This window comes from Luteolibacter sp. LG18, assembly GCF_036322585.1.
Lineage (GTDB): Bacteria > Verrucomicrobiota > Verrucomicrobiia > Verrucomicrobiales > Akkermansiaceae > Luteolibacter.
This window is the reverse complement of record NZ_AP024600.1, coordinates 3,614,248-3,641,168: the sequence shown is the minus strand read 5'-3', so window position 1 is coordinate 3,641,168 and position 26,921 is coordinate 3,614,248. Positions and strand designations below refer to the sequence as shown.

General features: G+C 65.4%; 25 protein-coding genes. 6 read left to right on the top strand and 19 right to left on the bottom strand.

All coding sequences use genetic code 11. The features are described from left to right. Window positions 1-68: 68 nt before the first annotated feature. The 3 genes from purU to llg_RS14525 all read right to left on the bottom strand — a co-directional run bounded on the left by purU (window position 69) and on the right by llg_RS14525 (window position 3,254). Window positions 69-926: a formyltetrahydrofolate deformylase gene (purU, locus tag llg_RS14535; protein ID WP_338285398.1), complete on the bottom strand. Its 858-nt coding sequence runs from the start codon at window positions 924-926 to the stop codon at window positions 69-71. 1,084 nt (window positions 927-2,010) lie between these two features. Next, window positions 2,011-2,673: a hypothetical protein gene (locus llg_RS14530; protein WP_338285397.1), complete on the bottom strand. Its 663-nt coding sequence runs from the start codon at window positions 2,671-2,673 to the stop codon at window positions 2,011-2,013. 80 nt (window positions 2,674-2,753) lie between these two features. Then, window positions 2,754-3,254 carry a methylated-DNA--[protein]-cysteine S-methyltransferase gene (locus llg_RS14525; protein WP_345789201.1) on the bottom strand — a complete coding sequence of 167 codons (501 nt, stop codon included), beginning with the start codon at window positions 3,252-3,254 and terminating at the stop codon, window positions 2,754-2,756. Window positions 3,255-3,386: 132 nt separating this feature from the next. Here llg_RS14525 and llg_RS14520 point away from each other — a divergent pair, with 132 nt between their 5' ends. Continuing rightward, window positions 3,387-4,841 (top strand): AlkA N-terminal domain-containing protein, encoded by a 1,455-nt coding sequence (locus llg_RS14520; RefSeq protein ID WP_338285395.1) that lies wholly within the window; start codon window positions 3,387-3,389, stop codon window positions 4,839-4,841. Between the two features lie 23 nt (window positions 4,842-4,864). Here llg_RS14520 and llg_RS14515 read toward each other — a convergent pair whose 3' ends face one another. Continuing rightward, entirely contained in the window at window positions 4,865-7,171 is a 2,307-nt protein-coding gene (locus llg_RS14515) for a right-handed parallel beta-helix repeat-containing protein (protein WP_338285394.1), read from the bottom strand. Window positions 7,172-7,236: 65 nt separating this feature from the next. On the opposite strand from llg_RS14515, the gene llg_RS14510 reads away from it, so the two are divergent. Together llg_RS14510 and llg_RS14505 are read left to right on the top strand one after the other, a co-directional pair. Continuing rightward, the gene (locus llg_RS14510; RefSeq protein ID WP_338285393.1) at window positions 7,237-8,190 is read left to right on the top strand and encodes an alpha/beta fold hydrolase; all 954 of its coding nucleotides are present in this window, start codon (window positions 7,237-7,239) and stop codon (window positions 8,188-8,190) included. A gap of 152 nt (window positions 8,191-8,342) precedes the next feature. Next, the gene (locus llg_RS14505; RefSeq protein ID WP_338285392.1) at window positions 8,343-8,885 is read left to right on the top strand and encodes a hypothetical protein; all 543 of its coding nucleotides are present in this window, start codon (window positions 8,343-8,345) and stop codon (window positions 8,883-8,885) included. A 160-nt stretch (window positions 8,886-9,045) separates the two neighbouring features. Here the strand turns inward: llg_RS14505 and llg_RS14500 are convergent, their stop codons facing one another. From llg_RS14500 to llg_RS14480, 5 genes are all read right to left on the bottom strand, one after another. Next, complete coding sequence (locus llg_RS14500) at window positions 9,046-10,677, bottom strand: NAD+ synthase (RefSeq protein WP_338285391.1); 1,632 nt, start codon at window positions 10,675-10,677, stop codon at window positions 9,046-9,048. Window positions 10,678-10,722: 45 nt separating this feature from the next. Continuing rightward, complete coding sequence (locus llg_RS14495; protein WP_338285390.1) at window positions 10,723-11,235, bottom strand: hypothetical protein; 513 nt, start codon at window positions 11,233-11,235, stop codon at window positions 10,723-10,725. A 124-nt stretch (window positions 11,236-11,359) separates the two neighbouring features. Beyond that, entirely contained in the window at window positions 11,360-11,863 is a 504-nt protein-coding gene (locus llg_RS14490) for a hypothetical protein (RefSeq protein WP_338285389.1), read from the bottom strand. A 156-nt stretch (window positions 11,864-12,019) separates the two neighbouring features. Then, window positions 12,020-12,328, bottom strand: coding sequence for a hypothetical protein (locus tag llg_RS14485; protein WP_338285388.1), 309 nt, complete (start codon window positions 12,326-12,328; stop codon window positions 12,020-12,022). Window positions 12,329-12,331: 3 nt separating this feature from the next. Beyond that, window positions 12,332-12,865 (bottom strand): hypothetical protein, encoded by a 534-nt coding sequence (locus llg_RS14480; protein WP_338285387.1) that lies wholly within the window; start codon window positions 12,863-12,865, stop codon window positions 12,332-12,334. A gap of 203 nt (window positions 12,866-13,068) precedes the next feature. Here llg_RS14480 and llg_RS14475 point away from each other — a divergent pair, with 203 nt between their 5' ends. Then, the gene (locus llg_RS14475) at window positions 13,069-13,338 is read left to right on the top strand and encodes a hypothetical protein (protein WP_338285386.1); all 270 of its coding nucleotides are present in this window, start codon (window positions 13,069-13,071) and stop codon (window positions 13,336-13,338) included. Between the two features lie 463 nt (window positions 13,339-13,801). Here the strand turns inward: llg_RS14475 and llg_RS14470 are convergent, their stop codons facing one another. Beyond that, window positions 13,802-14,299 carry a hypothetical protein gene (locus llg_RS14470; RefSeq protein ID WP_338285385.1) on the bottom strand — a complete coding sequence of 166 codons (498 nt, stop codon included), beginning with the start codon at window positions 14,297-14,299 and terminating at the stop codon, window positions 13,802-13,804. A 71-nt stretch (window positions 14,300-14,370) separates the two neighbouring features. Then, entirely contained in the window at window positions 14,371-16,299 is a 1,929-nt protein-coding gene (mgtE, locus tag llg_RS14465; protein WP_338285384.1) for a magnesium transporter, read from the bottom strand. Between the two features lie 222 nt (window positions 16,300-16,521). Here mgtE and llg_RS14460 point away from each other — a divergent pair, with 222 nt between their 5' ends. Together llg_RS14460 and llg_RS14455 are read left to right on the top strand one after the other, a co-directional pair. Continuing rightward, window positions 16,522-17,523 carry a hypothetical protein gene (locus llg_RS14460; RefSeq protein ID WP_338285383.1) on the top strand — a complete coding sequence of 334 codons (1,002 nt, stop codon included), beginning with the start codon at window positions 16,522-16,524 and terminating at the stop codon, window positions 17,521-17,523. Window positions 17,524-17,691: 168 nt separating this feature from the next. Continuing rightward, window positions 17,692-18,720, top strand: coding sequence for a serine protease (locus llg_RS14455; protein WP_338285382.1), 1,029 nt, complete (start codon window positions 17,692-17,694; stop codon window positions 18,718-18,720). 120 nt (window positions 18,721-18,840) lie between these two features. On the opposite strand, the gene llg_RS14450 is transcribed toward llg_RS14455, so the two are convergent. From llg_RS14450 to llg_RS14415, 8 genes are all read right to left on the bottom strand, one after another. Next, a complete protein-coding gene (locus tag llg_RS14450; protein ID WP_338285381.1) occupies window positions 18,841-19,665 on the bottom strand; it encodes a DNRLRE domain-containing protein in 825 nt (274 codons plus the stop codon). A 4-nt stretch (window positions 19,666-19,669) separates the two neighbouring features. Then, window positions 19,670-21,946: a TonB-dependent hemoglobin/transferrin/lactoferrin family receptor gene (locus llg_RS14445; protein WP_338285380.1), complete on the bottom strand. Its 2,277-nt coding sequence runs from the start codon at window positions 21,944-21,946 to the stop codon at window positions 19,670-19,672. Further along, the gene (locus tag llg_RS14440) at window positions 21,943-22,884 is read right to left on the bottom strand and encodes a DUF6607 family protein (RefSeq protein WP_338285379.1); all 942 of its coding nucleotides are present in this window, start codon (window positions 22,882-22,884) and stop codon (window positions 21,943-21,945) included. Before llg_RS14440 ends, llg_RS14445 begins: the two co-directional genes overlap by 4 nt. 532 nt (window positions 22,885-23,416) lie before the next feature. Then, window positions 23,417-24,094: a PEP-CTERM sorting domain-containing protein gene (locus llg_RS14435; protein WP_338285378.1), complete on the bottom strand. Its 678-nt coding sequence runs from the start codon at window positions 24,092-24,094 to the stop codon at window positions 23,417-23,419. Between the two features lie 452 nt (window positions 24,095-24,546). After that, window positions 24,547-25,437 carry an AraC family transcriptional regulator gene (locus tag llg_RS14430; protein WP_338285377.1) on the bottom strand — a complete coding sequence of 297 codons (891 nt, stop codon included), beginning with the start codon at window positions 25,435-25,437 and terminating at the stop codon, window positions 24,547-24,549. Continuing rightward, window positions 25,434-25,916 carry a transcriptional repressor gene (locus llg_RS14425; protein ID WP_338285376.1) on the bottom strand — a complete coding sequence of 161 codons (483 nt, stop codon included), beginning with the start codon at window positions 25,914-25,916 and terminating at the stop codon, window positions 25,434-25,436. The genes llg_RS14430 and llg_RS14425 overlap by 4 nt, the downstream gene beginning before the upstream one ends. 23 nt (window positions 25,917-25,939) lie before the next feature. Further along, window positions 25,940-26,341 carry a hypothetical protein gene (locus tag llg_RS14420; protein WP_338285375.1) on the bottom strand — a complete coding sequence of 134 codons (402 nt, stop codon included), beginning with the start codon at window positions 26,339-26,341 and terminating at the stop codon, window positions 25,940-25,942. A 141-nt stretch (window positions 26,342-26,482) separates the two neighbouring features. Continuing rightward, a complete protein-coding gene (locus tag llg_RS14415; RefSeq protein WP_338285374.1) occupies window positions 26,483-26,683 on the bottom strand; it encodes a hypothetical protein in 201 nt (66 codons plus the stop codon). Between the last annotated feature and the right edge of the window lie 238 nt (window positions 26,684-26,921).

The window sequence follows — 26,921 nt, the reverse complement described above, 5'->3', positions numbered from 1 at the left end:
CTCCACTCCCTTGCGACGAGGTGAATCCCGATGGATCACCTTGCGGGATAAACTTCCATCGCCGTTGGTCAATCCGGAAACACGATCGCGCGGTGGCCGTCGAGGATCGTCCGGTCGTGGACGTGGTAGCGGATGCCCTTCGCCAGCGCCGCCCGCTCGCAGTTCCGGCCGAGGCGGACCAGATCCGCCGGGCCGTGGAAATGCTGTACCCGCTCGACCTCCTGCTCGATGATCGGACCGGCATCCAGTTCCCCGGTGACGTAGTGGCAGGTCGCGCCAATGAACTTCACCCCGCGCTCATGCGCCTGCTTGTACGGGTTCGCCCCGATGAAGGCCGGCAGGAAGCTGTGGTGGATGTTGATCACCCGGCCCGCGAACTCCTCGCAGAACCAGTCCGGCAGGATCTGCATGAAACGGGCGAGGACCACCAGCTCCACCTTCTGCTCCACCAGCAGCTCGCGGATCTCCCGGAAACCCTCCTCGCGGCGGCCGTCCATCTCCACGTGGCGGAAGTCGAACCCGGCCCGCTCGGTGACCGCCCGGCAGGTCTCGCGGTTCCCGATCACCGAGGTGATCTCCACCGGCATCTCGCCCAGCTCGGTGCGCCACAGGATCTCCTGCAGGCAGTGGTCGGTCTTCGTCACCAGCACCGCGGTGCGCATTTTAAACGGCAGGCGGCGGAAGTGCCAGGTGGCCCGCATCGACCGCCCGAGCGTCCCGAAGCCATCGATGAAATCCTGCACCTCCACATCCAGCTCCGAGGTCTCGATCTCCAGCCGGGCGAAGAACTTCCCGCCGAGCTGATCCGAGAACTGGGCGAACTCGACGAGGTTGCCGTGGTGGGCAGCGACATAGCTGGCGACTTTGGCGACGATCCCCGGTTGGTCGGGGCAGCTCAATTTCAGGATCAATCCGGCACGGGCCATGGTCCGCGGAGCATGGCGGGCCGTTAGACCAAGTGCAATCGGCCAAAATGCCTAGATGATTGGCGAAAATTGAAGACTGCCTTCCCCGTCCCTGACCGGCAACTCGACGCGTCCAACAGCAGCGCCTTTTGTGCTGTGCCACTTTGACACGGAATTTGCCTCAAACGTACGATTCGAGATGGCTCTGAAAAGGCAGGGATCGTCCTAAACACTCCTCCATCCCTTGAAATCGGGCGACATGGTTTCCAAAGGCTATCATTCTGAAACGAATTTTCTGCGTCTACTTTCCCGGAATCTCAGGATTCAGTGGGAAGTTTCAAATCAAAGGATCGAATTCAGTTACTCAAATCCAGTAACTAACCATTGGCCCAAATACCCATCGATCGATTGAAGGGAATAACTTGTGAATAATCTGTTTATAAGTCTCTCCGGAAACGCGATGTGGCTGCGCTCGGGAAAGCATGGATGGAGTGGATCTCCTCCATTCCCACACAGTCTCGATCCACTGTTTGCGCCCGGCGTCGCTGAACTCAAAGGGCGACGCATCCCAGCCGGTGGTGAAACCCTGGTCCTTATCCACCTCTTGAACTCTGGATCCCGAAGGGGATGACAGCCCAAGTAGCCGGAGGTTGAGGAGCCTTGGCGACGACACCTCCGGTTGGGGTGGGAGGGTGATTCGATCCCGAACGGGATCGCAGCCGGGTTCGAAGGCCTGCGGAATTCCCCACCCGCGGAGCCAGGCACATGGCTGGCACGCCCTTCGGGGTGAGATTCCAGATCCGGGCTGTCCGGTGGTGTCGTCGCCCAAGCTCCTCAACCACCGGCTACTGGAGCTGCGATCCCTGCGGGATCCAGAATCCCCCGGATGACTCCAGAGCAACAAGGCCGGAAGGCTGAGGGGAAGTCCACCCTGCCCACGCTCTCCCGAGCGCGGCTACATCCCCATCGCAGGCGGAGGATCAGCCAAGGTACCCCGCCAACCTCATGGCCCGCACGTTGTTCACAAGTTATTCGCTTGAAACAAAAGATCCAAGCGCCTGCTGGAGACACTTGGATCTTGGATGTAAGGGATGAGCAGAGTTGCTCAGGGATTGCCAAAGTCCATCGCCGCCATCTCCGGCTCCTTGCCTTGCTGCTCCGAAGCTTTCAAGGCGGTATCGGGCGCTGCTGGCAAGGGTGTCACCAGCGCTGGAGCGGTTGTTTCAAGCGAACGCTGAAACGGCACCGCTTGCTGCGAGAACAGAAACAGAATGGCCGAAAGCATGAAGGTGGCGGCGATGCCCACGATGCCAGGAATCCACCACTGGTAGCCAGCCCGTGAGGCCAGCCCAGCCTCGGCCCCTTCCCACGCGGGCAATTGCGGCGGCGTGGCCCGGGTCTCCACCGGATCGAAAACCGGCGTGAAGATCCGGCGGGAAAACGCGGCGTCCTCGGCGATAGCCTCCGGCCAGACCACCGGGGCGAACACCCGCGGCTCCGGATCGAGGGGCATCGACAGCGAGGCAAAGTCCTCGTCACTCGACGAAAGCCCCATGTCGAGCGGGCTCACGGAAAGCCGACCGGAGCAGGCCCCGGAGAGCACCTCGCGGACCGCCTCGGCGGAAACAAAGTCATCCCAGCCGGCGCTTTCGGGCGTTTCACCTTCGGCACGGGTAATGGGGAGTGGGGCCAATCCAAGGGGGAACATGGGTTTGTTGGCTACGTTGCCCCCTATTTGGGTTAATTGTCGAAAATTGTCAATGTTCAATGTTTCCAAACTAACCGCGGATGTCTGTTAGAATGAGTGGCTAATACCCGGAATCCACCTGCTTCCCAGCTCCCGGAAGGTCACGCGAACCAGTCCCGCTGGCCCTTCGCCTCGATCCGCAGCAGGAACGCCTTCGCCTCCAAGCCACCGGCGAACCCGGTGAGCTTCCCATTCGCCCCGATCACCCGGTGGCAGGGCGCGATGATCGAGATCGGGTTCCGGCCATTGGCCGCACCCACGGCCCGCACCGCCTGCGGGCTGCCGATCTGGCGGGCGATCTCCGCATAGCTCCGGGTTTCGCCGAAGGGGATCGTGGTGAGGGCCATCCACACCTTCCGCTGGAACTCGGTCCCGGCGAAATCGAGCGGCACACTGAACGTCTCCAGCCGCCCCGCGAAATACTCCCGGAGCTGCCGCTCGGTCTCCACCAGCACCGGATGCCCGGCATCCTCCACCAGCTCCCCCAGCCGCACCCGTTCCGGGTCGTCGTTCTCCCACAGGATCGCGGAGAGCTTCTCCCCGCGGGCCACCAGCGTCAGCACGCCCACGGGCGAGTCCATGTGTTTGTAGCGATAGGTCATCGTGTTCGGATTCATCACCACCATGCCTCGTTTCCGGAAAACGTCCGGCCATTTCCGGACAGGGAAACCGAAATCACTCCATGTCCGAAAATGGCGAGCGTGCCGCCGGAACACGCGTAGGGTGGCACCACCGTGATTGACCCGCACGCCGCTTACCAAGCCCTCGCCGCCCGCGATCCCCGTTTCGATGGGGTCTTCTTCGTCGGCGTCACCTCCACGGGCATCTACTGCCGCCCCGTCTGCCCGGCGAAGACGCCGGTGGCCGCCAATTGCCGCTTCTTCGCCAGCGCCGAGGCGGCGGAAAAGGCGGCGTTCCGCCCCTGTCTGCGCTGCCGTCCTGAGCTGGCTCCCGGCCACGCCCCGGTCGACAAGGCCCAGCGCATCGCCCACCGGATCGTCCACGGCATCCATGAGGGCTTGGCGGACGAAGGTGCGAGCCTCGAGGAAATCGCCAGCCGCTTCGGCCTCAGCTCCCGCCAGCTCCGGCGCATCGTCCAACAGGAACTCGGCGTCTCCCCCATCGAGCTGCTCCAAACCCGCCGCCTGCTGCTGGCGAAACAACTCCTCACCGAAACCCGGCTACCCGTCACCGAGATCGCCTTCGCCAGCGGCTTCTCCAGCCTGCGCCGTTTCAACGACGCCTTCCTCCGCCACTACCGCATGCCCCCCACCCGGCTGCGGAAAGAAGCCGCCGGAGACGAAATCCCGCGACCCGGCGACACCTCCACCCTGCTGCTCACCTATCGCCCGCCCTACGATTGGGAAGGCACGCTCGGGTTCCTGCGGCATCGAGCGATCCTCGGCGTGGAGCTGGTGACGGACACCGCCTACTCGCGCACGGTGCGGCTCGGAAACCACCGAGGCTGGATCACGGTGACCCACGATCCGGCGAAGCGCGCCCTGCGGGTCGAGTTCACCCACACCCTGGCCCCGGTTCTCCCCACCCTGCTCGATCGACTGCGGAACCTCTTCGACCTGACCGCCCGCCCCGACCTCATCGCCGGTCACCTCGCGCAGGACGAGCGACTCCGGGAGGCCGTCCTCGCCACGCCTGGACTGCGGGTGCCCGGTGCCTTCGGCGGTTTCGAACTCGCGGTCCGCGCCATCCTCGGCCAGCAGGTCACGGTGAAGGCCGCCACCACTTTGGCAGGTCGGTTCGCACGGGCCTTCGGCGAAGAAATCGCCACCCCGTTCCCGGAACTCACCCATCTCACTCCACGCTCTGAAACAATCGCCCAAGCGGATCCTGGCGACATCGCCGCCCTCGGCGTGGTCGGGGCGCGTGCCGCCAGTCTCATCGCCGTGGCCCGCGCGTTCCGGGATGGCTCGCTGCGGCTCGATCCCGGTGGCGATCCGGACGACGCCATCGCGCGGCTAGTGGCCCTCCCCGGCATTGGCCCGTGGACCGCCCACTACATTGCCATGCGCGCCCTGCGCTGGCCGGACTCGTTTCCGAAGGAAGACATCGCCCTCCGGAAAAGCCTCGGCGGGGTCAGCAGCCGGGAAGCCGAAGCGCTCTCACAAGCCTGGCGGCCGTGGCGAAGCTATGCCGTGATCCATCTGTGGCGCAGCCTTTCGGAGAAATAGATCACCTCCAGCTCGGGCCGGCTTCACTTTTTCTTCTTCTGCGGCTTCGGTGCCGGAGCGGGAGCCGGGGCAGGCATCGGCTCGGGTGCGGGAACCACTTCCGGCTCGGGCGCGGGCTGGGCGTTGAAGTCGACGTTCTCGATCACCGTGGGGTTCGCGGGCACGGCGGAGGTGATCTGGTTCCCCGCGTAGGCATCGCGGGACACGCCCTTCTCCAGGGCCAGGCCCGGGCAGGTGTCGGACTGGATCTTGTTCCCAGCCACCGCCACCTTGCTGGCTTCGGTGCGGACCATGATGCCGCCGAGCAGGTTGCCGGTCAGAGTGTTGTTCGCGACCTTGCCGGACGCGGCACGGGTGAGGACGAGGCCGAACTCGCGGTTGTTGCGGAGCTGGTTCCCGGTGACCGCCACCTGGCCGGCTCCGGCGTCCACCTGGATGCCATTGCGGCTGTTGCCATCGCAGCGGTTGCCGGTGAGCGTGCCGGTGGCACCGTCCCACAGGTCCAGGCCGTGCTCGATGTTGTTGGTCACATCGGAATCGGTGACCTCCAGCGAGCTGCCCGCGCCGCTGGCGGAGACACCATCCCAGCCATTGCTGGAGAAGCGGCAGTGGCTGGCCGAGCCGCGGCCGCCGGCGATCAGGGCGAGCCCATGACCCGCGCCTTCGAGGAAATGGCAGTTCGCGAACGACGCCTGTCCCCCGCGGACGAGCACCGCGGAGAAACGTTCCGCCGCGGCATCCAGCGAGGTGTGGCGGAAGGTCATTCCGGAAACGCGCGCGCCCTTCGCAGCCGGACCCACGGTGAGCACGGAACCATCGGCCGCCGCGCAGGTGATGATCGTCTTGTCAGCTCCCGCGCCTTGGATTTCCACGGCCACATTGACCACCAGCGGGCCTTGCCACGCGCCTTCCCCGATCACCACGCGGTCCCGGTCGTGCGCATCCGCCAGCGCCTCGGCCACGGTGGCGAAATCGCCCGGCACGTGCAGCGTGCGGACGTAGGACGCGAACTTCTCGAAGAGCGCCTTGATCTCCGCGTCATTGGGCGCGAGCGCCTGCGCCTCGCGGGCCAGCTCCAGCCCCTGCGCGTCATACTTGCCGGTGTCCCGCTCCTTGGCGCGGGCGTAGAAATCGCGGGCCTTCAGGTAGCGGTCCTCCGCCTCCTGCTTGCCGGTGCGGGCGTCGGTGGAGAGTTTCGCCAGCTCGGCCGTCTGCGCGGCGTCCAAATTGCCAGCCGCTTGCAAGGCCGCGATCTCCTTGAGCACGCCATCCCAATCCTTGGCCTGGGATTTCGCGACGATGCTTTCCTTCGCGGTGCGGAAGGCGGCAGCCTTGCGGGCGGATTCGATCTTCCCTTGCAGCTCGAGCGCCTGGGCGTTCTTCGGTTCCTTCGAAAACACCTCGCGCAGCGCCTCCGCGGCGGCATCGAAGTGATTCGCCTCGAAGTCGGCGAGCGCGCGGTCATTCCAGTGCTGGATGAACTGCTGGGACTCCTCGCTCATCCCGGCCTCGATTCCGCGGCGCAGCGAGGCGGCGACATCCGATCCGGGATCGATGCCCTCGATCTTCGCCTGCACTTGGCGGGCTTCGTCCCACAGGCGATCCTCCACGAACTTCGCGCCCTGCTTTTCCAACTCCGCGATATCACCGGTGCGGGACAGGCGCTTCTCCTGCTCCATCCGCAGCCACGCATAGCCACCGCCCACGCCGAGCAGCAGCAGGATGAGTAGCGTGACCATGAACCCGCTGCCGCCACGCCGCGGAGAAGGAGCAGGAGCCGGGGTGGAAACGACCGCCGCGGGAGCAGGCGCGAGCTTGGTGGTGGGAGTGGCGAGATCGATCGGCAGGTTCTGTGTCGGCGCGGTGGCCGTGGGCGCGGGCAGTTCCGGCTCTGGCAGCGCAGTGACCACCGGTGGGATCGCGGCTTCCACCGGGGTGGCCGGTTCCGCCGGCGCGAGCGGCTCCAGAATCACCGGAGCGGTCGTCTCGGCGACGGGCACCGGATCCGGTTGCGCGGCGGGCACGGATTCCACCGGTGTGATGGCGGGTTCCCCTTCTTCAATCTCGGGCGTTTCCACCGGCACCGAGGCCGCCTCCGCAGCGGGGACCACCGGATTGATCTCGGGAGCCGCCAGATGGACGCGCACCACATTGAGCGCGGCATCGAACTCGGAAAGCCCCGCCTGATAGCGCGCGGCGATCACCGGGTTCGGCGCGGTGCGCACCAGTTCGGCGATCCGGTCCCGGGCCTCGCTGAAGTCCTTCAGGTGGGTCGCGGGATCCTCCCCGGCTTCCAGTCCGAGAATGCGGCGGGCGTCGTCGAGAGTCATTTGCCGGAAACCCTAGCAATGGTTGCCGCGCGGGGAAAGTGTTCCGTCGGAGGATTTTGCAGGAGATGAACCCGCGATCCTTCCCCTTGACTCCCGGCCCGCCCGGCCATGGCATGACGGCGATGACGAAGGCGTTCCGGCTCCAGTTCCTGCTCCTGTTGGGCCTTTCCTGTGGATCGTGCGTGACGCGCCGGGCCACGGACTTCCTCACCCTGCCGCGGCGGGTCGAAAACGGCGACCACTGGGTGAAGGAAACCCGGATCCGCCCGGTCCGCTTCGAGGTGACGGCGGGCGATGGCATCCGGCTCTCCGCGCTGGTGGTGGAGGCCTCCCCGCACGTGCGGAAGCTGGGAACCTGCTATCTCTTCCACGGCTTCGGCAATTCGAAGGAACAGATGCTTCCCACCGCGAAGAAGCTTTCCGCCGCCGGATTCCGCTGCGTGGCCTGGGACAGCCGCGGCCATGGCAAGAGCGGCGGCGACCGCGCCACCTACGGCACCCGCGAGGTGGACGATGCCCGCCGCGTGACCGCCGCGGCCCGAAAGATCGATACCACACCCGGCGGCGTGGAAACCGTGTGGGCCTACTCGATGGGCACCGCCGTCGCCTTGCAAGCCCTCCCCTCATGGCCGGAGGCGAAGGCCGCCGTGCTGCTCGCCCCGATCGCCGATCTGGAAGGCATCCTCCGTTACCAAGCCGGAAAGCGTTACAGCGGCGCGATGACCGCGCTGCTGCCGGTGGTGAGGACCAGCGTGCGCCAACAGGCGGGTTTCGATCCGCGCTCCATTCGTCCGGTGGACGCGGTGAGGCACACCGACGCGAAGCTGCTCTTCATCCATGGATCGAACGACGGCACCGTGCCGCCGGTGCAATCCGCCCGGCTCCTCGACGCCTGCCGCCCCGGCCAAGGCAAGCGCCTGCTCCTTCTCGGCCTCGGCCACGGATCGGTGATGTGGGACCTGCCGGAAACCGCAGGTGATCAGGCCGTCGCATTCCTGGTGAAGGCCGCGGGCAAGTAGCGCGAGGCTTGGCTTCGCGTGCGGGGACGAGCCGCTTGGTGAGGAGCGCGCCTTTTCATCATCGGGCCGCCAGCAACGCGCCATTCCAGAATCCAGCGCGCCTTGCAGTTGAGAAGGGATACGGTCCCTGATAGATCTTCGTCCTGCTGCGGATGTTCCGAGGCTCGTTCAAGATGATACCAGCCGGTTTTCCCCGATTCTTCCTGGCCCTGATGGGGCAGTTCTTCTTTACCAATATCCAGCACCTACCGCTTCTGACGGGGATCAGTTGCGGCTTGATCGGAACGATGGGGCTCGTCATGGCCGTGTTCAATTTCATGGGCGGCAAGCACCGCGGAGTTCTGAAGTTCCTCCTGTTTTCCCTACTAGGATTGACCTTGATTCTCAATCTGTTCGCCGGGGTCTTCATCCTATGGTTCGCCCCCATCATGCTCACCTGGGGTTTCCTACAGGTCTATGGTGAGAAAGAGATCCCGACCGGCATCTACAGGTGGTACCACTCAGAGCGGTTCGAAGATCCGCGGAAGACCTACCGGGGCCAAATCTGGCTCCAGGGCCCTGACAACCCACCCCAGGAGCTCCAGTTGGTCGCCGTCGACGACGCGGAGGCCGCGAGGATCGTGGAGGAACAGTACGGCACCGGATACCGCTACACGGTCGACCCTATTGCTGGAAACGCTGGGCCGGAGCGATAGAGCATCATTGTAGCCGGAAGCTCCGCTTTCGGATTGTCTCCGCCAGCTCTGTTGGCGGTGGCTTGTTAGGCCAAACGACCTCCTCCCCCGGCGAGGGAAAGCTGGAGCTTCCCCCTACATCCTGAAAGCGGAGCTTTCAGCCACAATGGGCGGTCGCCCTCTACCCCACGAACCGCTGGACGATCGGCATGCGGCGGCCGATGCCGAAGGCCTTGGTGGTGACGCGCAGGCCCGGGGCGGCCTGCTGGCGCTTCCACTCGTTGAGGTCGACGCGACGCTGGATCCAGCGCACCAGCGATTCCTCGTGACCCTGCGCGATGATTTCATCGGCGGACAAGTGCTGCTCGACGTAGCCTTCCAGGATCGCATCGAGCACATCGTAGGGCGGCAGGGTGTCCTGGTCCTTCTGGTCCGGACGCAGCTCGGCGCTCGGTGGCTTGTCGATGGTGGCCCACGGGATGATCTCGCGCTCGCGGTTCACCCAGCGGGAAACCTCGTAGACCTTCGTTTTCGGCAGGTCCGAGATCACGGCGAGGCCGCCGCACATGTCGCCGTAGATGGTGCAGTAGCCCACGGCGAGTTCCGACTTGTTGCCGGTGGTGAGCAGCAGCGCGCCGGATTTGTTCGATAGGGACATCAGGTAGAGGCCGCGGATGCGGGCCTGCATGTTCTCCTCGGTGACGTCCTCCGGCAGGTTGCCGAAGACGGGCTTCAGCGCGGCCTTCACCGATTCGAAAGTGGCCTGGATCGGCACGGTGTCACAGCGGATGCCGAGCTTTTCCGTCAGCGCGATCGAATCGTCCACACTGCCCGAGGACGAGAACCCACTGGGCATGGTGAGGCCGTGGACGTTCGCCGGCCCGAGCGCGTCGGCGGCGATCACCGCGGTGAGCGCGGAATCGATGCCGCCACTGAGTCCAAGGCAAACGCCGCTGAACCCGCACTTCGTCACGTAGTCGCGCAGTCCCAGCACCAGCGCCTGATAGAGATCCTCGGCGGAATCGGTGGCGGGGGCTTCGACCTCCCCGCCCTGTTCCAAATCCACCACGGTCACCGCCTCGCTGAACCCCGGCAGGGCGGCGAGCAGTTTGCCATCGGCGGACACGGCGAGCGAGTGGCCGTCGAACACGAGCTGGTCGTTGCCTCCCACCGAGTTCGCGTACACCACGGGCACGCCGTGTTCACAAGCGACATCGGTGATGAGCGCGCGGCGCACGGCGGGCTTGCCGAGATGGAAGGGCGAGGCGCTGAGGTTCACCAGCAGGTCGATGCGGCGCCCGGCCAGCTCGGCGGCGGGGTCGCGATCGTAGAACGGGCGCTGGAGGTAATCCTCGGTCCAGATGTCCTCGCAGATCGTCACGCCGATGCGGTGGCCGTTCCACTCGATCGGCTCACAGACGGAACCCGGCTCGAAATAGCGGCGCTCGTCGAACACATCGTAGGTCGGCAGCAGGGTCTTCCAGATGCGGTGGCGGATTTCCCCATCCTGAAGCCAGGCGGCGGCATTGCGGAACGGTTTGCCCCGGCCCTCGGCGTGGTGATCCACGTAGCCCACCAAAAGTGGCACCGAGCGGATCTCACCGGCCAGGTGGTCGAGTGCCTGCAGGCACTTTGGCACGAACTGGCTCTTGAAAACGAGGTCCCGCGGCGGATAGCCGACCAGCGACATTTCCGGGGTCACCACCAGATCGGCCCCCGCGTCCAGACACTCGCGATACGCGGCCACGAGGCGTTTCACATTGCCGGGGAAGTCCCCCACCACGGCGTTGATCTGGGCGATACCGATGCGCATGGGCGGAGCGTCGGCAATCGGCCTGCGGTAGGCAAGAGAAGAGGGTCAGTGAGGAACAAGCGCATCCCCGGCCGTCTTCACGGCCCGATCGAAGGCATAGGGATCGGTCCCTTCCGGAAGCTCACCCTCGCATGCTTCTGCCAGTTGACGACCGGTGGCGACGTCGTATTTGACATAGTAGTGCTGCCCGTGGCGTCCGCAGGAAACAATGACCACCGCGCGGTCCTGATCCACGAGCGCCCAGCCCTCGATGAAAGGTCCGCTGCCCCCTGCCTTGAAATCCCGGATGGCCCGGCCGTTCCGGAGACACAGGCGGAGCGTGTTGTTCACCGGCTCATGGTGGTCATTGAAGCGGGTGTAATACGTCCACCCCACCATCCCCGGTCCCACCACCTTTGCCAACATGACCTGCCCCTTACGGGTCCACATTTCCGTGTGCCTGTCATCGAAGTGAACTTTCACGTTTCCGTTCGCTGTCTCCGCTGAAATCGCCCGGGCCTCGGGCTTGGCCGAAAGGGAGGAAATGGACAAGGCGAGGAGCATCAGGGGAGTTTTCATGACAAAGGGATGCGGGGCAGGTACGCGACCGATCGGGTGCTTCTTGCGGAAAACTTACCGGAGCGAGATGAGGAACCGAACGCCCCCCCCGGCCCTATGAAATGAAGCCCCCGCCTTCCGCAGCTCAAAACCGCTCGCGGAATTCCTGCAACAACCCGAACACGCCATTGAGCACACCCCGGTCCGAGCGATCGCTGAAATCGGGATGCAGCAGTTCGAACTTCGGTGGCGAGGCAAAGCGTTGCTCGGCCGGCAGGGAATCCTGCTCCGCATAGTAAATGAAGCCCGCCTTCAATTCCGCGATGCCCGTGGCACCTCCACCTCCCACGATCCCGAACACCTTCGCGCCCGTCTCGTAAGTGGAGAATGGATACACCGAAGTCGTCTTTCGGAAATCCGCAGTATCCCGGAAACCTTCCCGCCCCAATAGCTGCATATACCCCACCAGATACTTCCCATACATCGCCGCGCACTGGCGGCTCATCAAACGGCCCCCGGTGAGCAGCACCACCACGCAGGACAGGACCCGGAAGCCGGTCTTCCAAGAGGGCTGGACCTGGATTTTGAAACTGAGGACCAGCCCCGCGATGGTGGCCACCGCGATCGCCGCCAGAATTCCCCAATCCATGTAGACATTCATCGGCCGCCATCCTCACCCGGGCAGCCGCGCGGGGTCAACCTCCACCCACACGAATGAAGGGCCCGTCCCCGCGCATGAACGGCGGTGGCGGACCCTTCTTTCCTTCGTCTTGTATTCCCCCCAAAATGGCGGGCCGTGGTGGCATCACTGTCGGGCCTTGGTCTGGAGATACTCACAGACCTTGGCGGCCCCCACGGCGAAAAGGATCGGCGGAGTGAGCGCGGCAAGGAGCCGCATGTTGGTGATGAAAATGGAACGCAGCGGCAGTTTCTCGATCAGATATCCCGCCGCCGCCGCGATCATCACCGCCTGGGCCGGATGGTTCACCACCCGTTCTTGGCAGGCTTCGTATTTCCGGCGCACGTAGGTCTTCCCATCATCGAAGAGGGCCTGCACGCCCTCCTCCACGGTGGGAGGCTCAAACAAGGTGGGGCCGACGATGGAGGCGCTCATGGGTTACCAGAATTTGAGGTTCTTCCCGAAGGACCGGGCGCGGTCGATGGCGGCATCGAGCGGGTGGTCCGGCAGGTGGCCCTGCACCGCGCCGATCACATCCGAGCCGCGGCCACGGAGGTCCTCGAAACGGGAGCGGGCCTGCTTGCGAAGCGGCGTGAGCACGTCGGCGAGGTCGGACGAGTCGAACCAGCCGCTCTTTTTCGGCGCGGGCCGCAACAGATATCCGAGCGCGAACCCGAAGGCGGTGAAGCCGATGATGGCGGAAACCGGACGGTCGCGGACGAAATCGCGCACGTGGTCGGCGGCGTCGAGCCCGCGGGCCCGGATTTCCGCACCGGTGTCGCGCACCGCGCCGGTCGCGCGCTGGATGGCACCGGAAGCCCGCTCGCGCAGGGAACCCGCTCCATCGTGAAACTCGTCCGCGATTTCGCGGGCGTGGCCGCGGACATCATCGGCGGCTTGGCGGGCGTGGTCCTTGACGTCGTCGAGGGCTTCGCGGGCCTGATCTTTGATGTGGGATGCTGGCTTGATCATGACAGGGATACTTCTTGCACCTGCCATACCAAGTGCTTCACCCGCCGCAACCACCACTCAACATCAGCAACTTACAAACCAACCCCTCTCATCCCGAACCCTCCGCAGTTTGCAGGATGCACTCGTGAGAACCCCGGATCGAGCGATTTTCCCCTCCCGATAAATCCGGCACGCCCCCCCGAGCGATGCTATCCTGCAGGGTCATGACCACGTACGATCCCTCCGAGCCGGTGCCGCGGGCTCCGGACATCAAAACCGGCCCCGATTATCTCGACGAAAACCCGAACCAGGAGCTGGTGGACGAGGGCATGGAGGTGGCCGAAGAAGACACCCACGAATCCTCCCAGGAAGGCCTCCTGGATCCCGACCCCGAACTCACCGCCGCCGACCAGGACCTCGACGATGCCGCGGCCGAAGCCGGCCTCGACGCCGCCCCCGAAACCGCCGCCATGCAAATACGACGCACGCCGTAGTCGTGTAGCCGCGTTCGGGAGAACGTGGGTGGGGTGGATTTACCCGTTCCCATGTAGTCTCCGGTTTGCAATCGCCCTCTCTGAGCCCGGAGGGCTACGCTCTGCTAGCCGGTGGCGCAAGCCACCGGACCCTGGCGAGAGAAGCTCAAGTCCCGTCAGGGACGACGCTGCCTGCGCTCTTTCGGCGGACTTGCCATTCCCGCGGTTTGGAACGATTCGGAACTCTTCGAACATCGAACGCGAGCCACCATCTGGAATGTTACCCGGCCTCCGATTGCGTCGCCCCTTGCCGGGGCTTGGAATTCATGGCCGCCCTATTCCGGGGGCTGGCGCGCCCCGGCTAGCAGAGCGTCGCCCTCCGGGCTCAGAAAGGGGCAGTCCGGCGGAGAACTGGACGTACAAGGATGAGGGTGGATTCACCCCACCCACGCTCTCCCGAGCGCGGCTACGCCAAGGACAGCCATCAATCCCTCGCTCCCGACCTCGGGAATACGAACCAGCCCGCCGCGTGCAGCACGAGCGCGGCGATGAATACCCCCATCCCGGCGCCCACCGATTGATAGGAAGACCGGACGATGAATCCCGCCCACAGCACGAACGGCACGCACAAAGCCACGGCAATGCTCCGTGCCCCCCACAACAGTGTGGAGGTTTTCGAGGCGTAGCGGACCAGCCGCGGCGACGCCAGCAGGAGCAGGAACACCAGCGCCCAAACCGCCAACGCCCCCGCCGCCATGAACGGTTGCGAGGGAATGTAAACGGTATCATGCCCCACCTCCACGGCGTTCTGTTTCAGAATCTGGAGCAAATAGATGTGGATGTCCCCCACCGGCATGCTGCTGCGGGAAAACTCCGAGTAATGGAGGATCATCCACGGCAGGAACTCGGCCACCACGGCGAGGAGAATGCCAAGCCCGAGCAGCCCGTAGGCGATGAGCTGGCGTTTGCGAAAAGGGTCCATCCTGCCCGAGATTGCACCGGCCGGGCCTTGGCACGCCAGAGCGGAATGAAACGTCATCGCGTGACCCGGCGTCACTTCCCGGCCGGCTGCTCCACCACGCGGAAACCCACGGCATCGGTCGCCCCGTTTCCAGACCAGGTGGCCGCCGCCCCTTCCGGCTGCGGCAGCAGATCCCCGGCGAGCGTGAATTTCAGCCGGTAGTCCCCGGGAGCCAGCGGCACCGTGGCTTGCTCGGTCCCGCGGTCGTCGGAATAGCGGAGCACCGAGTGGTTCGTGCCGCGGTCCCAATCGAGATAGGCATTGCGCGCCACGGTGTAGCTGCCGTGGGCGGGCACGATGATCGATTGCGGAATGACCGGCTCGGCGGCCTTCTCCCCCGCCGCGATCATCTCCTTGCCATTGGAATCCTCGATGGAAAGCCGCAGCGTGTCCGTCACCGGGAAGACCAGGTCGGTCGCACCCTCGTTGGTGACACGCAGTTGGATCGACACCGGGATGTGATGGCTGGAGTCCTGGGGCGCGAGCCAATCCCCCTGGGTGACCGCGGAGAATTTCAGCCCGCCGACCGGCTTCGCCACCGATTCATGGATCGCCACCGGACCGGGCAGCGAGGGCACCGGCGAATCCAGCGCGCCATGCAAGACCAGGCCCGCCACCGCGAAATAGATCACCAGGCCCGTGACGTCCACCAGCGTGGCCACGAAAGGCGCGGAAGAGGTCGCTGGGTCAAGCCCGCAGCGCTTCAGCAGGAATGGCAGCATCGACCCGGACAGCGAACCCCACAGCACCACCCCGATCAGCGAGAAGCCGACCGTGAAGGCCACCAGGTTCCAGTGGGCCCCATAGACATTCGGAAACACCCCGGCCCACACCGCGATGCGGATCATGCCGATGATGGCGAGGATCACCCCAAGCGCCAATCCGGAGAAAATCTCGCGGCGCATCACGCGCCACCAATCGCGCAGTCCCACCTCGCCGATCGACATCGCGCGGATGATCAGCGTCGCCGCCTGCGAGCCGCTGTTGCCACCGGAGGAAATAATGAGCGGCACGAACAGCGCCAGCACCACCGCCTTCTCGATCTGCTCCTCGTAGTGCCCCATCGCCGTGGCGGTGAGCATTTCGCCGAGGAACAGCACGATCAGCCACGAGGCGCGCTTCCGCACCAACCGGCCGAAGGAAATGTCCATGTACGGCTCGTCCAGGTGCTCCATACCACCGAGCTTCTGGATGTCCTCGGTGGCCTCTTCCTGAGCCACGTCGAGCACGTCGTCCACCGTCACGATGCCAACGAGCCCGCCGGTTCCATCCACCACCGGCAACACCGTGCGGTCGTATTTCTGGAACGCCTTCACCGCCTCCTCCTGGTGGTCGGCGGCGTGCAGCAGGGTCATCTTGCCATCGCGCAGGTCACCCACCTTCTGGTCCAGCGGCGCGAGCAGGAACTCGCGGATGCGGACGTCGTCGATGAGCTTGCCGTGGTCGTCCACCACGTAGAGCACGTTCAGGGTCTCGGAATCGCTGCCGCGGGAGCGGATGTGGTCGAGCACCTGCTTCACCGTCCACTCGTCGCGGATGGTGAGATACTCGGAGGTCATCAGACGTCCGATCGAATCCTCCGGATAATCGAGCAGCCGCAGGGCCACCCGCCGCTCCTCGGGGGAAAGCATTTCAATCAGGCGCGCACAGACCGCGGTCGGCAGCTCCTCGAGCAGCGCGGTTCGGTCGTCGGACGACATCGCCTCCAGGATGCGCGCGGCATCCCGGCTGCTCATGGCGTGGATCAGCTCCTCCTGGGCCTCCACCGGCAAGTATTCGAAGACCTCCGCCGCGGAGCCCGTGGGCAGCAGCCGGAACAGCACCGCCTGCTCCTCCGCAGGCAACGGCTCGATGGCCTCCGCGAAGTCCGCGGGGGCGAGCGTGCCGAGCACTTGCTTCAGCCCGGAGAAATCCCCGCTCTGAAGGCGCTCCACGAGCTGATCTTGCAGTTCCGAAAGCATGGTGGGCCTAGCGGCGATTAACCCTCCGCCAGCGGCCCCGCAAGCCCAATGGCGGCGAGTTTCAAAGAAGTTTCATCCGCCCTCCCTCGATCCCCTCCCACCACCGCGGAAATCCCCGCGAATGGGGCGAAATCGTCGCACTTTCCCAGGCCCTCGACAGGACTCCCGCCCGCCCCCAGTAAAGGGTGCATGCAACGAAGTTTTCCTTTCCTGCTCAGCCTCTTGTGCACCTCGGCCATCGCCCGGGCCGAACCCGCCGCCGCCGGCCGGGTCCACGACCTGACCGCCCGGGCCAGCGAGATCGATCCCCGCGCCCGCGAGCATCCGGAGATTGGCTTCGTCTTCACCAAGGATGGGAAACCCGCCGACACCGAGCACGCCCGCGTCGACACCCGCGTCCCCTCCCAGAGGAAACTCGTCATCTGGCTGATGGGCTACAATGGCGGGCTCTTCGAGCGCCTTTCCGGCTACGGCCTCCACGCCATCCAGGTCCACTACGCCAATGGCTGGTTCACCAAGCTCTACTCCGGCCCGCCGCCCGCCGACGACCTGTTCCTGTCCAATGTCCGCCTGGAAGCCGCCACCGGCGAGGACCACAGCCCGGCCATCGAGATCCCGAAGCCGGACGGCATGATGGAACGCGCCCTCCAGTTCGTGAAATGGCTCGACCAAAAGGACCCGGATGGCGGTTGGAAGCAGTTCCTCACCGCCGATGGCACCGACCTGCGCTGGGACAAGGTGATCGTCTCCGGCAGCTCCCATGGGTCCACCACCGCCGCCCGTTTCGCGAAATACAAGGCCGTCGACCGCGCCGTGCTGTTCTGCGGCCCCCGCGACCAATTCGAAGTCTGGCAGAAACTCCCGTCCGCCACCCCGGGCAACCGCATCTTCGCCTTCAGCCACGTCCAGGACGCCGGCTGGACCGGCGAGCACTACCCACGCTCGTGGCAGCTCATGAAGCTGAACGACTACGGCCCGATCGTGGACGTCGACACCACCTCCCCGCCCTACGGCCACACCCGCCGCCTCACCTCCGCCGCCGATGTCGGCGGAAACCCGGACAAGGCCCACGGAGCCGTCCTCCCCGGAGGCAATTCACCGAAGACAACCGGGGGCCAATACCGTTACGAGGACGTCTGGCGCTACCTCTTCACCAGCCCCGTCGAGGAAACCGGCAAGGCCGTTCCGGCGGAGCCGTGCAAGCTGGATCAGCGGGCGAAGTAACCGTCAGGGAGAGGGAACCACGAAAGACACGAAGGTTCACGAAAGGAGGGACGCGCGGGCTTTCCTCCTTTCGCTCCGTGGCCAACAGACGCCTCCCCTTTCGTGAAATTTCGTGTCTTTCGTGGTTTCAAACAGTCCCAGCTCCCGTCATCAAGGAAGCCGACCCGCATGAAGCCATTCGTCTTCGCCCTCGTTCTCCCGGCCCTCACCGCCAGCGCCGCGCCGGTGGTCATCGATGACATGGCCGCTCTCAAGACCATGCGGGAGAAGCTCGGCGAACTGGCGGAGAAGCATGAGTCCACCGATGGCAAGACCCTGATGGCGAAGCTGGAGAAGGCCCCAAAGAAGGCCGCCGTCGCCCTGCCCGCCACACCGCCGAAACCCGCCGGTTACAACGATCTGGTGAAGAGCGTGTTCGTGGTGGCCTCCGCCTACAAATGCGCCGACTGCGATGAGTGGCACAACGGCGGCACCGCCTCCGCCTGGTGCCTCACCGAGGACGGCGTGATGGTCACGAACCGCCATGTCTTCCTCGCCCCCGAGGATGAATCGTGGGGCGTCTATGGCGTGGACGGAAAGATCTACAAGATCACCGCCATCCTCGCCTCCGATCCGGAGGCCGATGCCGTCCTGTTCAAGATCGACCCCGCGGGCGCGAAGCTCACTCCGCTCAAGCTCGGCACCGATGCCGACGTCGGCACCAAGGTTCGCATCCTCAGCCACCCCGGCGAGCACTTCTATTTCCAGACCAGCGGCGAGGTGTCCCGCTACTCCATGGATCGTACCTTGGAGGACGATAGCAAGGAGACCCTCTGGCAATCCGTCACCGCCGAGTTCGCGGAAGGCTCCTCCGGTGGTCCGGTGATCGATGCGGATGGCGTGGTGGTCGGCATGGTGTCGAACGTCGAGGCGATCAACCACATCGGCGAGGAGGAACCCGCCACGGAAACCCCGGATCCGAAACGCCCCGTCGAACAGGGTGCGAAACCCGCCGACCCGAAGGCCGGCAAGGACAAGAAGGCTCCCACTCCGCCGAAGAAAGAAACGCCGAAGCCGAAGGATGTTCCCAAGGAAGCGCCGAAGGACGCCCCCTCCCCCAAAGGCCAGCCCGTCCCCGAGCCCGAGGGCAACGAGCAGCAGATGATGATCAAGAACTGCGTCCCCGCCTCGAAGATCCTCAACCTGATCGAGAAGTAGCGCGAGGCTCCCGCTTTGCGTGCTTCTGGAGGATCGGGGCTGACAGAAGCGTGCTTCCAGGGTGAATCGAAATCCCAGCGGCAGCGGGCGTGGAGAAGCACGCAAGGCGGGAGCCTCGCGCTACTGCGTCACCACCACGCGGAAGAACCCCTTCCCGTCCGCATACACCGTTTTCGCCACCGTGGCGCTGCTGGTGGTGCCGGTGGCCACCACCGTCTGGCGTGTCGTCCACGTCACCATGTCCGGGCTTTCCTGCACCCGGTAGCTCTTCCCGGATTCGGAATTCCAGCCCACCGTCACGTTCGCGCCGCTGTTGCTGAAGCCGGTCACCTGAAAGGGCTTCGGTTGCACCTTCTCCACCACCAGCTGTGGCGGGAAACCGGTCTCCATCGAGGCGAAGGACACGTTCAGCGATGGCGTGCTCGTCTCGTCCGCCGCCTGGATCACGAAGCCGTTGTTGGCCGCCGTGCCCGCCACCCACGCCTTCACCTGGGCGGTCACGTCGAGCTCCACCCACACCGCCACCGTCTCCGTGGAGGGTTGAGAGATCCCGATCGTCCCCAGCGAGGTGCCCGGGGAAAACGTGCTCCAGCGCGCCGCCGCCACCGTCCACGCCGTGCCCTGCGCGTGCACCGTCACGAATCCCGGCACCAACGTGCCGCCGTAGCCACTGGAGGGCGAACCATCCGGCAGCACGTAGAGCCGCAGCTTCGCCGTGCCGATCTCCGCCGCGGTCATCGCCAGCGTGGCGGTGGTGGGATTGAACTTCACCAGCGACTTCTGCGAATGGCCCTGCCCGCCGCTCGAGTTCACACCCAGCGAATAGGTCGTGCTCGTGGGATAGGTGGTGAATTGATAGACGTCGGTGTCCTGTGTCGGCGTGAGGACCACACCGGCGGAAGCCAGCGAGAGCGAGGCGGCGAATGGGAGGAGGATCGGTTTCATCGGGTCAGAAGGTGCGGGTGATGCTGATGTGGAAATTCGTGCCCGGCGCGGTGCTGCGGTCGTCCGTCGCGCTGCCGCCGAGGTGGCCGTTGCCGCGCCGCACCGAGCTCCACGACCAGTATTTCTCGTCGAAGAGGTTGTTCACCCCGGCGTTCACCGTGAGCGTCTCGGTCGGTTTCCAGTAGGCGGAGAGATCCAGCGTGGTCCACGCCGGCGGGCGGAAGAACCGGCCCTGGCTGGTGCTGTCGTCCACGTGCGTCACCGCCGCGGAATGGACCGCCGTGAGGCGCACGCCGTGGCGCTGGTCCGGCGCGTCGTAGCCGAGCCAGCCGACGGTTTTCCACGGCTCCACCGAGTTCAGCCAGGTGTCGTCGGTGCGGTTGATGCCGATCGCCTTGCCGGTGGAAACGCCCAGCGACCAACCATCGAGCGCGGGGTTCCACGACCGCGCCTGCCATTCGGTGCTGGCTTCGAAGCCGTAGATCTCCGCCTCCCCGCGATTCAGCGTGGTGAGGATGTCGCGCCCCTCGTCGTCCTGACGACCGGTGCGGACGCCGTTCTCGATGTAGTTCCGGTAGAAGGTGTAGAAGCCCTCCACGCCGATCTTCCCGGCATCGGACTCGCCTTTGAACCCCGCCTTGAACGCCTCGCTGGTTTCCTCCTGGAGCGAGGGATTCGGCACCGTGATCGAACCCACCGGGCTGCCGCCCGACGCCGGGTGCTCGAAGATCATCGAAAGCTCCTCCGCCGTGGGATTGCGGATGCCGTGCGACCACGCGGCGTAGAGGCGCGTGCGGTCGGTGGTCTTGAAACTCACGTCGAGCCGCGGCGAGGGCGTGGCGTTGTCGTAGTCCGTCGGCGGGTCCACCTCATGGAGATCCAGCGCCGCCAACCGCGCCAGATAACCGGGGCTCGGCTCCGGGCGGATCGCCGTCGAGTCCACGCGCAGGCCCGGCGTGACCGTCCAGCGCCCGACTGCAATCTCATCCTGCGCAAATAGGCCAAGCCGCAGCGTGGTGCTCGGCGCGAACGAAACCTTGTCCCGCTCCCACGGCATCCCCGTATCCAGCCGGACGAAGGTGTTCTCGCTGTCCTCATGCGAGACGTCGATCCCCGCCAGCAGGCCGTGGGTCACCCCGCCGGATTGGATTTCCTTCCGCGCGATCGAGGTCAGCCCGAGCAGGCCGGTGTCGAAACGGATCGACTGGCTGCGCAGGCGGCCGGGAATCGTGACTCCGCCGATGGTGACGTCCTTCGAGCGACTGCGGTTGTCGCTGCCGCTCACCGAGCCCTGCCAGTAGGCGTGCGTTTCCAGCCGGTCGATCCAACCGCCCGCCGGTTCGTAATCCCATTCCAAGCCCACCCGCTGGCGGGTCATTAGCTGGGCGTTCAGCACGTTGCGGTTGAAGACCGGGAAATCCGAGATCACCGCGCTGCGGGCATTGCTGCCGGTGTTCCGCTCGTAGGATTCCAGCGTGAGCAGCAGCGCGTTCTCGCCGCGCCGGTAGCCGAGTTTCCCGAGCACCGCCCCGCTGGTGAAATCCACCGGATTCGGCGGCAGCGTGCCATTGTTCACCGTCTCGTGTCCCTCCCGCCCGGCATAGAGCAGCATCGCCTCGAAATCGCCGCGGCGGATCGCCCCGCCCGCCTGCACCGCCAGGCTCTCGTTCGCGGAGAAATACTGCGTCCGCAGTAACCCGCCCGCATTCCCCTTCGCCAGCAGGTCATCCGGTCCCAGCGTCTTCATCGAGACCACGCCGCCGAGCGCGTCGCTGCCGTAGAGCGCGCTGCCGCCGCCCTTCATCACCTCCACCAGGTCGAACATCGCCGGATCGAAGTAATCGCGGCCGCTGCCGCCGGAACCACTCTCCGCGCCCATGTCGAAGGAGGTGGACACATACTGCGGCGGCTGGCGGATGCCATCCAGCTCCACCGCGATCCGGTTGCCCTCCACGCCGCGGATGTTGAAGCCGCTGTAGCCGCTGCCCCCGTAGGCGAAGGCCCCGTCGCCACTGGCGAAATCGAACGGGCCGGACAACAACGGATCATACTTCACCAGCCCGCCGAGATCCTCCACCCCGCGCTTCACCATCTCACCGCTGTCCAGGCGCGCCACCGTGCCCGCGGTGTCCAGCCAGTCCTTCTCGGTGCGGGTGGCCACCACCACCATGTCATCCAGCTCCTTCGGAGCCCTCTCCTCCTGCGGCGCGGCAGGAGGAGCATCGGCCGCCGCGGCGACCGCGAGCGCGGCGAGCCCGCACGCTGTGATGGCGATCCTCATGAACGGTCGGCCTTGGCGGAAAGGATCAGGTAGGGCTTCAGCGTCCCGCGGATCTCCTCCGCCGTCACCGCCTCACCCTTCTTCACGCGACCGGCCAGCGCGCCGACCGCCTTGGAAAGCGTCTTGTCCTCCACCTTGTCGCGCAGGCCGATCCGGGAGTTCTCCCCCAGCGCCCCGTCCCACGCCTGCCTCACCAGTTTCCAGAACGCGCTGGTACGGGACCAATAGTCGTTCGCCAGCGCGAAATCATGGTCCGCCACGCGGGTGTAGGTGTTGAAACCCACCTCGCGGCACAACGGGTAGGCCGCGCCCTCGCGCTGCACCTGCTTGGTGTTGTCCTGCTCGTGGAACCAACCCTGCGGCGTCACCGTGTGGCGGTTCGTCACCAGCAGCAGGTCGTAGTCGTCGCGCTTCGTATACTCGCGCCGCGGCAGCGGGCGGTTCGTCGGGCTGCTCGTCCACTCGCTCGCGCCCTCGTGGTGCACCCAGCGGCCATAGCCCTCGTAGCGCGGTTCATCCGTCACCTCCGTGACGCGCTGCGTCCACGTGCCCTTCGCCACCGCGGCATCGATCCCGCGCTTCGCCCACGTCCGCTGCCCTTGGAACTCCAGCAGCTCCGTGTCCTCGTAGGTCCACACCTGCGACCAGTGCTTCACCACCTCGCCCTCCACCTGCAGCAGGTGCTGGAGGACGATGCGCTTCCCATCGTCCTCCGCGACCTTCACCGTTTCATAGGCCTCCTCGTCGTACGGGCGGTCCTTCACCGTGTAGCCCGCGTGGAGCGAAAGCGTTTCATGGAAATGGAAGGTGACCTTGAAATCGCCCGTCATCTGCAGGATCGCGCGGCGGTCCTTCTCGAAGGCCGTCTCCTCCGCTCCCCGGGCGAACGTCCCCGCGAGCATCGCGCCCACGGCCAGCAACATCGTTGGCAACTTCATCGGCCACCAGCATGGCCGTTTTTCATCCGCCCGCTCCCGACCGCTTGCGATTGATGGACGCTGCCTTGCTCTCTGGATTTGGAGTGCGGCGAGCAATCGCCGCTTTGAGCGGAGGCGAGCCATCGCCGGAAAGAAAACCTGCGATCGGAAAACTACTGCCCCCGCTCCAGAACCATCTCCTCTCTGGTTCTCGCTCGCTTCCGAGCCCGGAGGGCGACGCTCTTCTAGCCGGTGGCGCCAGCCACCGGCCCACGCCGGGGAGAAGATTCAAGTCCCGTCAGGGACGACGCTGCCTGCGCTCTCCCGGCGGAGCTACAATTCCTGCGATTTGGAACGATCCGGCACAATTCGAACGCCGATCGCGAACTCAGGACTGGGATTCGAATCGAAATGCGTGCCCCCCCAGCCCACGTTCTCCCGAACGCGGCTACCTTCCACATCCCCCCAACAAAAATGCCCCGCGCGATCCCGGGGGACCACGCGGGGCACGGTCTGATCCAGGAGATGGCAGCCCACCATCCCCGGCTCTGGATCAGACCGCACGGCGACGGCGCGCAACCAACATGCCGCCACCGAGCAAAGCCAGGAACCCCATCGACGGCTCCGGGACCACCGCCAGGTTCGACGAACCGGAGTCGATCCGGGCCGCGGAGATCGAGGAGTGGACCGACACCGGCATCGTGATCGTCAGCGAGGTGATCTCCTCGCCGATCGAGGAAAGATCCCACTGCCACGCGCCGCCGGTGTAGGTCATCGGACCGAACGACGTGTTCCGGTTCTCGGTGCCATTCGTCGTGAAAAGGGAGGCCGCGAGATTCTGCGTGCCCCCGTTGTAGCTCAATAGCGGGCCGGTGCCATAGGGCAGCGTGTAGGCCGGATTCATCGCGATATCCACCTGGAAGACCGCCGTCTGAAGATCGAAGGTGGAGGTCTGCGTGACCGTGATCGAGTAATCGGTGGAGTAGCTGTAGGTGCCCACGCTGGCCTGGTAACCCGGCGCGCCGATGGTGAAGCTACCGGCATCGCTGCCCGCGTCCGCGGTGCGGGTCGGATTGGCGTTGCTGAGGGTCGTCCAGACGGTGGTGTTCTGGTCAACTCCCAGGTTGTAGTCCGCCAGCAGCGCCGCATGGGCCGGGAGGGTGGCGAGCACGGCGACGAGGGCGCAAACGCGCGGCAGGGGGAGGGTCCGGGCAAGGAGGTTCGGTTTCATCGTGTCAGGTTCGATCACGCCACCACCATGCCCGCTCCCCCGCCGATCCGCTCCCGGCCGGTTGCGGAAACGTGACGCTCAATTGTCGCGGTGAATGGCGATGCGCATCGTACTTCCTGTCACCGTCACTGGAGAATTCCGGATCCCGAAGGGATCGCAGCTCCGGTAGCCGGTGGTTGAGGAGCCTTGGCGACGACACCACCGGACAGCCCGGATCAGGAACCGCACCCCGAAGGGCGTGCCAGCCACGTGCCCCGGCTCCGTGGGTAGAATGGGAAATGGAATTCCGCAGGCCTTCGAACCCGGCTGCGATCCCGTTCGGGATCGAATCACCTTCCCGCCCCAACCGGAGGTGTCGTCGCCAAGGCTCCTCAACCTCCGGCTACTTGGGCTGTCATCCCCTTCGGGGATACAGAGTCCACAACCCCGGGTAAGAGCCGAAAGCAGAATACTCACCCCCGCCCCACCGCCACGCCGCCCTTCTGCATCTTCAACCAATCCTGCGGGCCATGCCCCGTCTCCTCACGGAATGCCTTCGCGAAATGGCTCAAACTCTGATAGCCCACCTCCAGCGCCGCTTCGGTAACGTTCATGCGCCCCGACGCCAGCCACTCGCACGCGCGCTCGATCCGCATCCGACGCAGGTGACGCTGAAGAGTGACACCCGTTTCCGAGCTCACGCGGCGCGAAAGATAATGCGGAGCCAGCCCCACTTCCTTCGCCAGCGAACCGAGATCCAGCGGCTGGTCCAAACGTGCGCGCACCGTTTCCAGCGCCTTGCGCACTGGATCACGCCCGCGCACGGACGAGCAGAAGCCCGCGCCCGGTTCGCCACCGGTCTTGCCACGGTACAACCGCACCGCCGCCCATTCCAAAATCCGCGCCTCCGCCAGCAAAGCCGCGCCGCCGCCCTCCTCCGCGCCCTTTGCCAGCGCCTCGCAAAGATCCTCCTCCCACAGCCCCATCAGTCCACAGAACGAAAGCCGCCCCCCCTCCCGCAACCACTTCGCCAGATCCGGATGCAGCCACTCCGGCTGCTTGCCGAGATGCGCCGAAAGCCATTCACGGGAAAGCCGCACGATCTCCATGCGGTGCGTGCCGGGATAGCGGATGCACGTCCACTCGTCCTCCAGCACCCCTCCGGTCAGCGCATACATCCCGGGCTGGAGCGGAAACCGTTCACCCGGTCCCCACACCAGGCCGCTGCCGCTACGGTTCAACCACAGCCACACGTCGCCATCCGAAGCCTCGCGGAACCGGCAGCCCGCCGAGGCCACCCGCCCCGTCATGGCCCCGCAGCGGATGCCTCCGCCATTCCGCCACCAGCCGACGTCCACGCTCATTCCGAATCAGGGGACGGGCACCGCTTCTCGCAGGTGCCGCAGCGTTTCATCGACTCGCACGCGGCCTCGATCCGCAGGTGCATGCCGCCCGCCGCGAATCCCATGCGCTTCAACATCGCGGCTTCCCGCAACGGCACGCACTCGTCCTCCAGCGGGATCACCCGGTGGCAATCCGTGCACACCACGTGCCCCACCTTCGCCTGCGGCGTTCCCGCCCGCACGAACGACCTCTGGTCGCGCGGACCGCGGATCTCCCGCAGCAGGCCCGCCTCCACCAGATCGGACAGCGCGCGGTAGACCGACGCGCTGGAAATGCCACGGTCCAGCTTGCGGGCGCGCTCCAGCAGCTCATCGGCCACGAACGCGCCCTCGCTGTGCTCGATGGCCCGGCAAAGCATCTCCCGCACGGGAGTCATCCGGCCACCCCGTTCGCGCCAAAAGGCGGCGGCACGGATCGCGAACTCGGCGGCATCCGACATGATCTCAACCCTCCGGTCGCCCATCAGGCCGCAAGCGCCGGACGGAACCGGAACTCCAGGTGGATCACCGACGCGCGGTGGCACCGGTCCTCGCGCAGGCGGTTCATCGCCTTCTGGCAGAAAGCCTCCAGATCGGTCTCGCCCGCCAGCGTGAGCGGCCAGGTTTCGAGACACACCGAGCTCTTCCCATCCAGCACCGCGATCTCCACGTGATCTTCCAGCCAGTGGCGGAACCCGTTCAAACCGGTCCGCGCCTCGCGCTGGTCCGGGGCATCCTCATGCAGATCGAAGTAGGCCTTCACGCAGGTGCCGACCCGGCTTTCGTCACATGCGCACTCACGCAGATCCAAGAGCGTATCCGCGCGCCTCTGGAAAGGACGCGCCAAGGAAGCCAGCACCGTATCGAGCGTCGCCGTGTGGGACATGCGCGACAACTAATGCGAATGATTCTCAATAGCAAGAGAAAATCCTCCAGCCCTTGCCCCGCAATGAAAAACCCGCGTGGCCGGGGGGGCTCCGGGCCATGCGGGTTGCGCTGGGAAATCAGCAGGTTCAGGCGGGATCGGTCACTTCGCCTTGAAGTCACCGCACCAATCGGCGGCGGCGGTGGCCGGGAAGTGGGACTTGTACTTCAGGTCGTTGTCGACGTTGAAGACGAGCATCTGCGGCGCGTGGCGGCGGCACTCGCCCTTCTTCGCCTTGGCATCGCTGCTCCAGTATTGGCAATTCGAGCAGGCGACGGTCTTGGTTTGAGCTTCGGTTTTCATGGGATGAAAGGTGGTTGAGTCAGGTAACACAGAAGCATCGATTCCTTCCCAACTCAAGTTAGATCAAAGAATCATGAGACTTGTTGATGCAATTCAGTCTCAACAGCTGGCTGTTAGGTTTCCGCGTAGCCGCGCTGGTGACAGCGTGGGTTGGGTTTGTCCGCGATCTCCCTCGCAGATTCGGTCCTCATCTGATCCCCCCATCTCAAAGCCCGGTAGGGCGGCGCTCCTCCAGCCG

Coding starts and splice junctions, on each gene's coding strand:
- llg_RS14515 (WP_338285394.1), bottom strand. CDS start 7,171: ATGACTCTCGACGACGCCCGCCGCATTCTCGGACTGGAAGCCGGGGAG.
- mgtE (WP_338285384.1), bottom strand. CDS start 16,299: ATGCTTTCGGAACTGCAAGATCAGCTCGTGGAGCGCCTTCAGAGCGGG.
- llg_RS14510 (WP_338285393.1), top strand. CDS start 7,237: ATGAACCCGCGATCCTTCCCCTTGACTCCCGGCCCGCCCGGCCATGGC.
- llg_RS14475 (WP_338285386.1), top strand. CDS start 13,069: ATGACCACGTACGATCCCTCCGAGCCGGTGCCGCGGGCTCCGGACATC.
- llg_RS14525 (WP_345789201.1), bottom strand. CDS start 3,254: ATGACCTATCGCTACAAACACATGGACTCGCCCGTGGGCGTGCTGACG.
- llg_RS14440 (WP_338285379.1), bottom strand. CDS start 22,884: ATGAAGTTGCCAACGATGTTGCTGGCCGTGGGCGCGATGCTCGCGGGG.
- llg_RS14420 (WP_338285375.1), bottom strand. CDS start 26,341: ATGTCCCACACGGCGACGCTCGATACGGTGCTGGCTTCCTTGGCGCGT.
- llg_RS14450 (WP_338285381.1), bottom strand. CDS start 19,665: ATGAAACCGATCCTCCTCCCATTCGCCGCCTCGCTCTCGCTGGCTTCC.
- llg_RS14485 (WP_338285388.1), bottom strand. CDS start 12,328: ATGAGCGCCTCCATCGTCGGCCCCACCTTGTTTGAGCCTCCCACCGTG.
- purU (WP_338285398.1), bottom strand. CDS start 926: ATGGCCCGTGCCGGATTGATCCTGAAATTGAGCTGCCCCGACCAACCG.
- llg_RS14490 (WP_338285389.1), bottom strand. CDS start 11,863: ATGGATTGGGGAATTCTGGCGGCGATCGCGGTGGCCACCATCGCGGGG.
- llg_RS14495 (WP_338285390.1), bottom strand. CDS start 11,235: ATGAAAACTCCCCTGATGCTCCTCGCCTTGTCCATTTCCTCCCTTTCG.
- llg_RS14470 (WP_338285385.1), bottom strand. CDS start 14,299: ATGGACCCTTTTCGCAAACGCCAGCTCATCGCCTACGGGCTGCTCGGG.
- llg_RS14445 (WP_338285380.1), bottom strand. CDS start 21,946: ATGAGGATCGCCATCACAGCGTGCGGGCTCGCCGCGCTCGCGGTCGCC.
- llg_RS14480 (WP_338285387.1), bottom strand. CDS start 12,865: ATGATCAAGCCAGCATCCCACATCAAAGATCAGGCCCGCGAAGCCCTC.
- llg_RS14425 (WP_338285376.1), bottom strand. CDS start 25,916: ATGTCGGATGCCGCCGAGTTCGCGATCCGTGCCGCCGCCTTTTGGCGC.
- llg_RS14500 (WP_338285391.1), bottom strand. CDS start 10,677: ATGCGCATCGGTATCGCCCAGATCAACGCCGTGGTGGGGGACTTCCCC.
- llg_RS14455 (WP_338285382.1), top strand. CDS start 17,692: ATGAAGCCATTCGTCTTCGCCCTCGTTCTCCCGGCCCTCACCGCCAGC.
- llg_RS14505 (WP_338285392.1), top strand. CDS start 8,343: ATGTTCCGAGGCTCGTTCAAGATGATACCAGCCGGTTTTCCCCGATTC.
- llg_RS14430 (WP_338285377.1), bottom strand. CDS start 25,437: ATGAGCGTGGACGTCGGCTGGTGGCGGAATGGCGGAGGCATCCGCTGC.
- llg_RS14415 (WP_338285374.1), bottom strand. CDS start 26,683: ATGAAAACCGAAGCTCAAACCAAGACCGTCGCCTGCTCGAATTGCCAA.
- llg_RS14435 (WP_338285378.1), bottom strand. CDS start 24,094: ATGAAACCGAACCTCCTTGCCCGGACCCTCCCCCTGCCGCGCGTTTGC.